The following is a 13,077-nucleotide window of genomic DNA, read 5'->3' on the forward strand; positions in this document are numbered from 1 at the left end:
ATGGGAGAAGTAAATACATTTATACAAAGCATCCCTTTGGACTACTTCATCATTCTTTCCTCAGTATTGTTCTGTCTGGGAGTAATGGGAGTATTGCTTAGAAAAAATGCTATTGTGATTCTGGGCTGTGTAGAGCTTATGCTGAATTCTGTAAACCTTTTATTGGCAGCTTTTTCAGCATACAAAGGCAACGGCGACGGACAACTTTTAGTTTTCTTCATTATGGTGGTAGCAGCTGCTGAAGTAGCAGTAGGTCTGGCAATTATTGCGATGCTATATAGAAACACCCGTTCTGTAGATGTGAGTATATTTAATAAATTAAGAGGATAAGAATGGAGAATCTAGTATATGCAATAGTACTTTTACCACTTTTAGGGTTTCTTATTAACGGGCTGTTCGGAAAAAATCTTCCCAAAATATTGGTAGGATCTTTGGCTACTTTGATGGTTTTTGGATCTTTCTGTATTGCAGTAAGTATTTTCATGAATTTCAATTCTGAAAGCCAGCCTGTTATTGTAAAAGCTTTTGAATGGTTTAGAGTAAATGGAGTTCAAATCAATTTTGGATTCCAGATAGATCAGCTTTCTTTAATGATGGTAATGATCATTACGGGTATCGGTTCACTGATCCACTTATACTCTATCGGATATATGAGTCATGATAAAGGATTCTACAAGTTTTTTACTTATCTGAATCTTTTCATCTTCTCGATGTTACTTTTAGTAATGGGAAGCAACTACCTTATCCTGTTCATCGGATGGGAAGGTGTAGGTCTGTGTTCTTACCTGTTGATCGGATTCTGGTATACCAATGAAGAATACGGTAAAGCGGCAAGAAAAGCTTTCATCATGAACAGAATTGGTGACCTTGCGTTATTGATCGGTATCTTCATGATCGCTTCTCAGACCAATGCTGTAGATTATCTTTCTGTAGCAGAAAACGCTTCAAAATTTGAATTGGACGGAACAGTGATCATCTTTATCACAGCGAGTTTATTCATCGGTGCTACCGGTAAATCTGCTCAGGTTCCATTATATACATGGTTACCGGATGCGATGGCCGGGCCAACACCAGTATCAGCGTTGATCCACGCAGCAACAATGGTAACAGCGGGTATCTATTTAGTAGTAAGATCCAACTTCTTATTTACTTTAGCACCTACTGTGCAGGGAGTAATTTTATTCATCGGATTCTTAACGGCTGCTTTAGCAGGATTCTATGCTCTTCGTCAGAACGACATCAAAAAAGTACTGGCATACTCTACCGTTTCACAGCTTGGATTTATGTTTATCGCTTTAGGTCTGGGAGCGTATACAACGGCTATGTTCCACGTAATGACACACGCATTCTTTAAGGCCTTGTTATTCTTAGGTGCAGGTTCAGTAATCCACGCTATGAGCAACGAACAGGATATGCGTTTCATGGGAGGTCTTAAGAAATATATTCCTCTCACCCACGCTACATTCCTTATCGGAACATTAGCCATCTCAGGTTTCCCTTTATTATCAGGGATGATCTCTAAAGACGAAATTTTAGTAGCAGCTTTCGCTAAAAACCCTGTTTACTGGGTAATCTTATTTGTTTTAGCGGCAATGACTGCAACCTATATGTTCAGACTTTACTATTTGACATTCCACGGAGAATTCAGAGGTACTGAAGAACAGAAACACCACTTACACGAAAGCCCGTCTAATATGACATTACCATTGATCGTATTGGCTATTCTTTCTGTAATCGGAGGTTTTATCAACCTGCCACACTTCATCGGTCACGGGCATTATGCTAAACTGATGGAATGGTTAAAGCCAGTTCTTACAGAACAAAGCTACAGCCAGATGGAAGCTACTCTTTCAGGAGTACCTTTTAATACTGAAATGATATTATTAGCAGCAACAATCCTGATGTTCTTCACTGTATGGTTCATCGTTAGAAATACTTATGTAAGTAAGAAAAAGATGGCTGTTGCAGAGGAAAACTATACCGGATGGGAAAAGCTTTCTGCTAAGAAATTATACGTTGACGAACTTTACAACGCATTGATTGTAAAAACTGTTGAAGGATTAGGACGCGGAGGAAAAATGTTTGATAAGGGTATCTTAGACCGTTTTGTAAACTTTGTAGGTGATGGTGCTGAAGACAGCGGAAAAGCTATGAAGCGTGTACAGAACGGAAATGTAGAGACATATATCCTTATCATGTCTTTAGCGGTGGGAATTATATTAATTGTTAACTTTTTATTACAATAATAATGTCTTGTTTGTTATTAACATTATTACTATTACCTCTAGTAGGTTCGGGATTAGTTTTTGCCTGGAAGAGTAATTCCAGCAAATATTTGGCGCTTGGAATCGCATTGGTACAAATGCTCCTTACGTTCTATATGCTTTCGGATTTTGATTTTACTCCGACAGTAGACAGCGTATTGCAGCATGAGATCAATTATCCATGGTCACAATTTATGAAGAGCTCTCTTCACTTCGGTGTTGACGGAATGAGCATGCTTCTTTTATTACTGACCAATATTCTGGCTCCAATCATTATTTTATCATCTTTCAACGAAAGTGTAAACTACAGAAATACATTCTACGGATTGATTCTGTTGATGCAGTTCGGTCTTGTAGGGGTATTTACTTCTTTAGACGGATTGTTGTTCTACATTTTCTGGGAAGTCACTTTGATTCCAATTTGGTTCATCGCCGGACTTTGGGGACAGGAGAATAAAAGGTTCGAGTTCACTACGAAATTCTTCGTATATACATTCGTGGGATCATTATTTATGTTAGCCGGATTGATCTATGTGTACAACCACTCTGCATCATTCGCTTTAACAGATTTATATAATGCCCAGCTTAACGAAGTACAGCAGACTGTGGTATTCTGGTTTATTTTCTTTGCTTTTGCAGTGAAATTACCGGTATTCCCTTTCCATACATGGCAGCCTGATACCTATACCTACTCTCCTACTCAAGGATCGATGTTATTATCAGGGATCATGCTGAAGATGGCAGTATATGGGGTAATGCGTTATTTACTTCCAATCACTCCGCTTCCGATAGCAGGAATTTCCGGGCAGATTGTGATTATTCTTGCCATTGTAGGAATTGTTCATGGTGCTTTGATCGCTATTATCCAAACGGATATGAAGAGAATCATTGCGTATTCATCTTTCTCTCACGTAGGATTGATGGTAGCAGGGATCTTCGCTTCTGCAGTAGTTACTCTTAGAGGAACTTTCAATGTGGAAGGAGCTGAAGGAGCATTGGTACAGACTTTTGCCCACGGTATCAACGTAGTAGGATTATTCTACTGTTGTGATATTTTATACAAGAGATTTAAATCAAGAGACATCAGACAGATGGGTGGTTTAGCTAAAGTAGCTCCTAAGTTTGCTGTATTGTTCCTGATCATTATATTAGGTTCAATGGGAGTTCCATTGACCAATGGATTCATCGGAGAATTTATTTTGTTGAAATCAGTATATGATTTTAACGGAACAGCAGCAGTAATTGCTGGTCTTACGGTAATTCTTTGTGCGGTGTATTTATTGAGATTCTACGGAAAAGCAATGTTTGGAGAAGGAGATGAAGCCGTTTTAAGTACAGCAAAAGATTTATCGAGTGTAGAGTTTTCTGTATTGGCAAGTTTAGCGGTTTTTGTGATTTTACTAGGTATTTTCCCACAACCGGTAATTGACATGGTGAGTAGTTCGGTGAAGTTTATCTACCAATCAATGGTAAGTTAATTTGATATTTTAAGAAATGAGTGTTTTAATTATTGTTTTCCTAACGGCAGTTATTGCGTTATTTTCAGGAGTTTTTGAACAAGGAAAATTCGCAAGATACATTGGGATTTTGGGATTAATCATTGCATTGTATGTAAGTTTTATGCCGGAATGTTCGTTCTTCGACCATTACAAGCATATGTATGAGTACAGTGACAATACCGCATTATTCACTAAAATATCAATCGTAACAACTTTATTGTTATTCTTCCTTGGAGGTTTTGCATTCAGCAATCACAGAAGCCACCAGTCGGAATTATATGCATTGATGCTATTTGCATTATGTGGAGGGATCATCCTTTTCGGATACCAGAACCTGGTAACGATGTTCTTAGGAGTTGAGATCCTTTCTATTCCATTATATGTAATGGCTGGAGCTAACAAAACTGATTTGAGATCCAACGAAGCTTCTATTAAATATTTCCTTATGGGTGCCTTTGCAACAGGTTTCTTACTGTTCGGGATTGCGTTCATCTACGGAAGTGCAGGAAGTTTTGATCTTTACAAGATTCATGATTTTGGAGTAGCAAATGCTGGAAATGTAATGTTCATCTTAGGGGTATTACTGATTCTTTGTGCATTGGCATTCAAGGTAGCTCTGGCACCTTTCCACATGTGGAGTCCTGATGTATATGCAGGTTCACCTTCATTAATCACAGCATTCATGGCGAGTGTGGTAAAGATCTCAGGATTCTTTGCCCTGTTCAGATTGATGACGCTTGGTTTCGCTGGGGTAACCCACGAATGGATCAATGTTTTAGGAGTATTCCTAATCATTACTTTGCTTTTGGCAAACGTTATGGGTCTTGCTCAGACGAATGCAAAAAGAATGCTGGCATACTCTTCAGTTTCCCACGCAGGATATATCGGGTTGGTATTCTTCGGAATGACAAGCCTTTCTACTTATAACCTTGCATTCTATTTATTTGCTTATTCTTTATCTACAGTAGGGGTTTTCATGTGTCTGATCTGGGTAGAGAAATTAAAGAGAGAAACCTCTTTCGGAGCATTCAAAGGATTGGCAAAAACCGAACCTTTATTAGCCACTGTAGCAACGATCTCTATGCTTTCAATGGCAGGAGTTCCGTTAACAGCTGGTTTCATGGGGAAATTTGCTTTATTCTCCCAGGCTATGAACGGTGCTGCTTTCTTAGTACTGGTAGCTGTGTTAGGTTCTGCCCTATCTATTGCTTACTATTTAAGACTGATCATTGCGATGTTCTTCTTTAAAGAATCAACATTCAAATCGTCAGAAAAAGTAACCCTTACTTACAACATCATCGCAGTAGTTGTTATTGCTTTGATCATTATCCTTGGAGTTTTCCCGGATTTATTTGCAAGAATGTTCGGATTGTAAAACCTGAATTCTAACATATAAAAAAGCACAACTTCTCAGTTGTGCTTTTTTATGTTCATATCTGAATAATGAATATCACAAAATAGTATTTTTTATTCAAATTATTCAAAAAAAAAAAACACAATTTACTAATCAGTAACATTGATCATCATCCGTTCAAAAAAACAGCAAAGAATAGTAAAATACGTTATAAAATTTCCGAAATGCATAAATAAATTATGTACGATAAAATAAAAACATCCTCCTATTAATATTCTCCTTTTTTCATAACTTTACTCTAAATTTTTCAGCTCTTGGCTAATCTCTATAAAAAAGACTCTCCCTTTCAGGTTTATATATCATTCAAAAAATATTTGGATGTTCTGGAACATATCCGATATAATGACAGACTGGAATACAGAGTCAATTATGCAGAGTCTCTGATTGAGAGTACAAGAAATTTCAAAGAGCTCAGAGAAGGCTTTCAGGACACCGCCCTTCTTGAAAAATACGAAGACCTCATCAGACTGCTTCTTGCTGATCTTTTCCCAACAGGCCTTACCAGAAACGAAATAAAAGCGGCAAGCATTCCGCTTTCCAACATTACCTTCAACTATACTGAAAGGTTTAAAGATATTCTGAAAGATGCCGGAAAAGACTTCGAAATAGAACTCAGGAATATTTCAGATAATGAATTTTATGTGTTCTGCTGCTGTCTGATTCTTCAAAGCTATTTCAAAAAAGATATTAAAAGCATGCTTCCGTTTTATTATGACATTCCCAACAAACAGGGAATCATGAAGCATTATAAAATTACGGTCAATTCCGATTTTACGGAAATTATGCCTACAGAAGATGCCAAAATTCCATCGGATGATGTTCTGGATATGCTGCTGGAAAATCTGGATGACTTTAAACTGTGGAAAAAGTATTTTCCATCTCAGTCCTGGATATTGAAAGGATTTACTATTATTTCACTGGTAGACTGTACTTCTGAAGTAGCCCTTTCCGATCTGAAATCAAGCATGATTGAAATTGATCCGGAAGATATGAATCCCAACGAAAACCTGACCGAAATTTTCAAATCCTATTTTGATGTTCCTGAACTCAGCTTCGGGTTGATGACTTTCAACAAAAAGGAACAGAAACTCGATAAACTTCCGATTTACGAAAGCCTGCTCACGAATCATATCCTGGATTTCTGGATCAATGCATTTGATGAAGAGACGCGTAAAAGTACCTTTGATAATTTAAATCATAATTCAAAGCCTGTGGTTGTTTCCAATGTAAACAACCTGGACGAGAATGTCAAGCTGCTTCCTTCCTTCAGTATTCTAAAGGACAATAATATCAACAGTTTCATGGTAATTCCCATCATGAAAGACGGCGAACTCCTTGCGATCATGGAATTCACCTCTCCTATTGCCGGAAGTTTCAATGGCTTGAAACTGAAAAAACTGGAGTTTTTCACTGATATGGTTCTCTTCTCTCTGAACAGATTCTACTTTGAGAAAAATTATCAGATAGAAGCCATTATTCAACGTGAATATACAACCATCCACGACAGTGTGGTATGGAAGTTCAGAAATGAAGCTGAAAAATATTTTACGGCATCACTTGGAAAGAAAATATATACCTTAAAGCAGATCGCATTCAAAAATCTTACTCCGCTATTTGGAGTTTCGGATATCCGTTCTTCTTCGGAAAAACGTTTTAATCTGATGCTGCTGGATCTTAATCAACAAATTGAATGTCTGAATGAAATTTTAATACTCACGAATTCCGATTCGGAAAAATTTGTACTGGCTTTGGATGTTTTTGAAAATGAGATCAACAATGAGATCAAAGCAGATACGGAACAGCGTTTTCAGAGGTTATTAAGAGAAGAAATCCATCCTTTTTTACAAGGAAAACTGGAAATTAAAACATCCAGAGAAATAAAGGCAAAGATTAAAGACTATTTTTCGCACATTTTTACCTCTACGGATCTGTTTTATCATCACAGAAAAAAACTTGATGACTCTATAACGCTTGTAAACAGAAAGCTGGCCGATATGCTGGATGAAAGCCAGGAAAAGGCACAGGAAATTTTTCCACATTATTATGAAAGATTTAAGTCTGATGGTGTAGAACACAATCTGTATATTGGTTCTACCATCGCTCCTGAGCTTCATTATACTTCGAAAGTAGTCCACAAACTGAGATACTGGCAGCTGAAAACCATCTGTAAAATGGAACTTGAATTTCAGTCGTTCAAAAAGTATCTTCCTGTACAGCTGGATATTGCCTCACTGATCTTTGTATATAATGAAAAAATAGATATCCGCTTCAGAATGGATGAAAAACGCTTTGATGTAGACGGAGCTTACAATTCGTATTACGAAATCATCAAAAAACGTCTGGATAAAGCCCATATTAAAGATTCTTCAGAACGCATCACTGCTCCCGGAAAAATTACCATCGTCTATTTCGGAATGGAAAATCAGAAGGAATACCTGGACTATATTTCCAAACTCCAGAAGAAAGGAGTTTTACAAAATGATATAGAATTTTTAAGAGTGGAGGATCTTCAGGGTATTACGGGATTGCTGGCACTGAGAGTGTCTTTTACACTTCCGCAGGAGTAATGATTATCAACGCCGTAAGCATCATGCTCCTTTATTTCATCATGAAAAGCTTTAGTTTGGCATATCTTCAGTCAATCTTATAAAAATTCCGGGTGATTACTTTTTATCTATATTTTAATTAAAGACTCAGAAAAGCAGCCCCGAAAGATAAGACGGATATAATAATCCCTGCCATAAATATCTTATAGGTAATGGATAAAAGCCTGTATTTCCTGTTAAGAACTTTTCCCAGATAATACAGATCCTTCACCATAGAATCATAGATATAATCCCTGTCTTTAATAAGATCTTTCATGGCATTGTTATAATCGTCAAACAACATCTGCTGAAAGTTTCCAAAAAACAGCAGGTTTACTTTTCTGTTGGCAATATCCTGAGAAGTAAATGTTGATTTGGTTACATTCGGTTTTGTAGAGAGAATCGCAAATATAATCGTCAGTACGCTGGACAGCAATAATATGAAGCTTGGAAGAATCAGATGTGAATTCTTAGGAGCATCCAGTTTCGGAACCAGTACAGAAAGACAAACCGAAATAATAATTGCGTTCACAGATAAAAGAATATTGGCTTTACTGTCTGCAATATCACTTAATCTTGTATGATTGTTCAGTGTAACTCTGAATAAGGTATCCACACTTCTGTCCGATTTTTCTTTTTCTTTTTTGCCCTCCGAAGCTTCCTTTTTGTTTTCTTTTTTCTCTTCTTCTTTTTCCAGCTTCTTTTCGATCTTTTTGATATTTTTCTTTTTCAAAGGCTCCCAGTTCTCTTTGGCGTAATCTGTATAAAAAGTATGCTTGTTTTTCAGCATATCAAGATTTCCGGCATTCCATTCTTCATTGGAAAAGCATCTTACGTTGGTCAGTTCCCATTCTTTTCTCAAAGCATCAGAAATTTCACTGTAATCATGGCCTGCAAAATGGCTGAAGTCTGCGTCCTTTACAATTTTTTCCAGTAAGTTCTGAGGTTCGTAGTGTATTTTCGTAGCCAGAATCAGTTTTTCAACGTCTGCAATATAGTCTTCAGAATAATTTTCCTGGTGTAAAAAGGCTTTCATCACCTCTACACTCCTTTCCTCATGGTTCAGGGCACATTCTATATACCCTGTATCATGAAACCATAATGCTACAAGTACCTTCTCCTGATCTTCTTCAGAAACAGGGGTATTTTTCATGATTTCCTCAGCCTTATTGACTGTATAGGCAGTATGGATAAAATTATGATAAAAATATACCGAAGATAACTTATCTTTGAATAAGATTTCAACATAATTTTTAGCTTTGTGTAGAATGCTCATTCCTGAATTTTTGTTAATGTAAATTTATGAATTTATCCTTTAAAACTCATCTAAAAAATACTTCTATTGTTCTTCGGACGGTAATGTCCGCAGGAGCTCTTTATTCCTGTGCTACCTATAACGTGCAAAAGGGCAAAAACTTATTTGAAGTTAAAGATTCCGAAATAAAATCTGAAAATGATTTTAAACTCTTTCTTATTGGAGATGCAGGAAACTCAGATGAGCCTCAGGCACAAAAAACATTGAATTTACTGAAAGGCAAACTGGATTCTGCGGATAGTAATTCTATGCTGATCTTTCTGGGTGATAATATCTATCCTAATGGTATGCCCAAAGAAACAGACAAAGATTACTCCCTCGCAAAGCAAAAACTGGAAAACCAGCTTTCCATTACCAAAAATTTCAAAGGAAAAACATTAGTAATTCCCGGAAATCATGATTGGTATAGTGGATTGGAAGGGCTGAATACCCAGGAAGGACTGGTTAAAAAATATCTTGATGATAAAAAAGCTTTCCTACCCAAAAACGGCTGTCCTATTGATGATATCAACGTTTCTAAAGATATAAAGCTTATTGCCATCGATACAGAATGGGTGATTGCCAACTGGGATAATTATCCGGGAATCAACAAAAACTGTAATATCAAAACCCGTGAAGATTTTTTCACAGAGTTCAAAGATCTTATCATTAAAAATCAGGGCAAAAAAATAATTGTTGCTTTACACCACCCTATCATCAGCAGTGGAACCCATGCAGGTTTTAATTCTGCAAAATCCCATCTCTTTCCTTTAAAGAGTAAAGTTCCTGTTCCTGTAGTAGCAAGTGTAATCAATGTATTAAGGAGTTCCTCGGGAGCCAGCCCTGAAGATATTAATAATCAACATTATGCAGATCTGGCTAACAGACTGAAAAGTATTGTCCAGGATAAGGAAAACATCATTTTCGTATCTGGTCATGACCATAATCTGCAATATCACGAAGATGGAAACTTAAGACAGATCATTAGTGGAGCAGGCTCAAAAACAGATCCGTCTACCATCGTGGAACAAACAGACTTTTCTTACGGAGGTAGTGGTTTTGCGGTTTTAAATTTCAGAAAAGATGAAAGTACAGATGTGGAGTATTTTTCAACTAAAGATGCTCAGCTCCAAAAACTGACTCATATTTCCGTGATATCCAAACCGGATGTATTCATCAATAATTTCCCCAATTCTTTTCCTGCCACATTCTCTTCAACCATTTACCCTGTACAGCTTACTGAAAAAAGAAAGTTTTACCGCTGGCTTTGGGGAGATCATTACAGAAGATATTACGGAATTCCCATTGAAGCGCCAACCGCTAATCTTTCCGAATTAAACGGAGGGTATATTCCTTTCCGGGAAGGCGGAGGAAACCAATCCAATAGTTTGCGTCTGAAAGCTAAAGACGGACAGGAATTTGTTATGCGTGGAGTAAAAAAAAGTGCGATCCGTTTCCTGAACAATATGGCTTTTCAGAAAAGTACATTAGGAGAAGAACTCGCAGATACATTCCCTGAAAAGTTCCTGCTTGATTTTTATACCACCAATCATCCCTTTACTCCATTTACGATTGGAAATATGTCAGAAAAACTGGGTATTTTCCACAGTAATCCAAAACTGTATTATATTCCTAAGCAACAGGCTTTGGGAAGATATAATGAAAACTACGGGGATGAAATGTATATGATTGAAGAACGGTTTTCTTCCGATGCGAAAACATTAGCTGATCTTGACCATGCAAAAGATATCGTTTCCACGGATGATGTACTTAAAAATCTTAGCAAAAGCGATAAATATTCTGTGGACAGAGAATCTTATATCAGAGCAAGATTATTTGATATGCTTATCGGCGACTGGGACAGACATTCCGACCAGTGGAAATGGGCAGAATATGAAGCGGGTGATAAAATAATCTATAAACCTATTCCTAAAGACAGGGATCAGGCATTCAGTAAATATGACGGCGCAGCCTTTAAAATCATCATGAATGTTCCTGCCATCCGCCATATGAAAACCTTTACAGAAGATATCAGCAGTGTAAAATGGCTTGCCATGGAACCTTATCCGATGGATCTTGTTTTCTTAAAAGGTGCAGACCAGAATGAATGGGAAACCCAGGCAAAATATATTCAGGAACATCTTACTGATGCAGATATTGATGATGCTTTCCATAATCTTCCGAAAGAAGTACAGGATGACACCATTGCCGAAATCCAGAGAAAACTGAAAATAAGAAAGACAAAATTACAGACCTATGCCGCCCAGTATTATGATGTACTGCTTAAAAAAGTTCCTTTGGCGGGAACGGTACATCCTGATAAGTTTGTCATCACCAAAAACGGACATTCCGTGCTTGTTCAGCAATATTATCTAGGCAAGAACAAAGACCAGAATGAACTTGTTTTTGAAAAGACTTATCATGATTCGAAAACAAAAGAATTGTGGATCTACGGATTGGAAGATGATGATACTTATGTAGTAACAGGAAGTGGAAATCCTAAAATGACGATCCGGCTGATTGGTGGATACAATCATGATACCTATAATGTTGCAGATGGCAGAAAAGTAAAGATTTATGATTTTAGATCTCAGAAAAACACTTATAACACAGGCAATGCAACCAGGAATATTACAGATGATTATGATATCAACAGCTATAATTATAAACACCCTAAATATAATTCTGTTGCAGGGTATCCAAACCTGGATTACAACCCGGATGATGGGGTGATTGTAGGAGTTCTGGCCAATTATACAGTGAATAATTTTATACGTGATCCTTTCACTCAGAGACACAGCTTAAAAGCTAATTTTTATACGGCAACTGCAGGATTTAGCCTTACGTACAAAGGTGTATTTAAAAAAGCAATCTCAGGCTGGGATATTAACCTTGATGCATTTTATACCACTCCAAGGTTCTCTCAGAACTTTTTTGGGCTTTCGAACGAAAGTGATTATGACAAGGAGGATACAGAAAGAGAATACAACAGAGCCAGAATTTCCAAATTCAACTTTGCTCCTTCTATCTCTCAAAAAAGCTGGATGAACCTCAGCCACCAGTTTCAACTGACTTTTGAAGATAATAAAGTACAGAGAAAAGCGGACCGATTCATCAACCAGTCTCCGGATGTGAGACCTGGTGTATTTAATAGCCAACAGTTTGTGGGAGCCAATTATACCTTTGGCTATAAAAATGCAGATAATGCAGCCTTCCCTACTCTTGGACTGGAATTTATGCTGAATGCAGACTGGAAAGCAACTCTTTCTGATTTTAATAAGAATTTCGTAACGGTAAAAGGAAAACTTGCCATTGACCACAGGATTGATAAAAAAGGAAAATTTGTATTCGCCAATTCCAGCAATGTGATGTGGATTAATAATAATAATTTTGAATTCTATCAGGCCGCTGCTATCGGAGGAAATAATGGAATGCGAGCCTTCAGAAACGAAAGATTCTCCGGAAGATCCTATTTTACCAATAACTCAGAAATCCGGTGGGATTTTGGAAGGGTAAGAAATAATATTGTTCCTGCCAACATGGGAATTCTTATCGGATATGATATCGGCCGTGTATGGAATGACAATGAGAACTCCAGAAAATGGCATCAGTCTGCTGGTGCAGGTGTATGGCTGAGTATTGTGGAAATGATGTCTGCAAGGTTGAATTATTTCTATGGTTCAGATGGCGGAAGAATTTCTGCAGGAATAGGAATGAAATTTTAATTTGTGCCATTAAAAAGAAATTAATTCTAATTTCCGGGCTGAATACTGCTATTGCAAACAAAACATAAATCACTGCTTAACAATATGTTAAAATAATTCAAACTGAGTATTTGAAAAAAACTTCAATTTTAATAAAATTTAATAATTCAAACTTTCAACTCACATTTTTTACTGATAAAATAAATATGGCTTTTAAATAAGAGTCATATTTTCAGCTATATAAGTAAAAACAAGACATAGTTCAATATGTTTATGAATTCCTTAAAAAACAGACATTTTAAAAACATTTTATATTT

General features: G+C 36.9%; 7 protein-coding genes. 6 read left to right on the forward strand and 1 reads right to left on the reverse strand.

Going from position 1 to position 13,077, the window contains the following annotated elements:
• From nuoK to EK417_RS00405, 5 genes are all read left to right on the forward strand, one after another.
• Entirely contained in the window at positions 1 to 330 is a 330-nt protein-coding gene (gene nuoK, locus EK417_RS00385; RefSeq protein WP_002983557.1) for an NADH-quinone oxidoreductase subunit NuoK, read from the forward strand.
• A gap of 2 nt (positions 331 to 332) precedes the next feature.
• Positions 333 to 2,246 carry an NADH-quinone oxidoreductase subunit L gene (nuoL, locus tag EK417_RS00390; RefSeq protein WP_136521039.1) on the forward strand — a complete coding sequence of 638 codons (1,914 nt, stop codon included), beginning with the start codon at positions 333 to 335 and terminating at the stop codon, positions 2,244 to 2,246.
• Positions 2,247 to 2,248: 2 nt separating this feature from the next.
• Positions 2,249 to 3,742 (forward strand): complex I subunit 4 family protein, encoded by a 1,494-nt coding sequence (locus EK417_RS00395; RefSeq protein WP_136521040.1) that lies wholly within the window; start codon positions 2,249 to 2,251, stop codon positions 3,740 to 3,742.
• A 16-nt stretch (positions 3,743 to 3,758) separates the two neighbouring features.
• Entirely contained in the window at positions 3,759 to 5,138 is a 1,380-nt protein-coding gene (locus tag EK417_RS00400) for an NADH-quinone oxidoreductase subunit N (RefSeq protein WP_110368337.1), read from the forward strand.
• Between the two features lie 293 nt (positions 5,139 to 5,431).
• Positions 5,432 to 7,744, forward strand: a complete 2,313-nt coding sequence (locus tag EK417_RS00405) for a GAF domain-containing protein (protein WP_110368336.1) — start codon at positions 5,432 to 5,434, stop codon at positions 7,742 to 7,744.
• Between the two features lie 118 nt (positions 7,745 to 7,862).
• Here the strand turns inward: EK417_RS00405 and EK417_RS00410 are convergent, their stop codons facing one another.
• Complete coding sequence (locus tag EK417_RS00410) at positions 7,863 to 9,038, reverse strand: Pycsar system effector family protein (RefSeq protein ID WP_076597184.1); 1,176 nt, start codon at positions 9,036 to 9,038, stop codon at positions 7,863 to 7,865.
• A gap of 26 nt (positions 9,039 to 9,064) precedes the next feature.
• Between EK417_RS00410 and EK417_RS00415 the strand changes: the two genes are divergently transcribed.
• Positions 9,065 to 12,781 (forward strand): metallophosphoesterase, encoded by a 3,717-nt coding sequence (locus tag EK417_RS00415; protein WP_136521041.1) that lies wholly within the window; start codon positions 9,065 to 9,067, stop codon positions 12,779 to 12,781.
• The last annotated feature ends 296 nt before the right edge of the window (positions 12,782 to 13,077 follow it).

Source organism: Chryseobacterium candidae, from assembly GCF_004916905.1.
GTDB classification, from domain to species: Bacteria; Bacteroidota; Bacteroidia; order Flavobacteriales; family Weeksellaceae; genus Chryseobacterium; species Chryseobacterium candidae.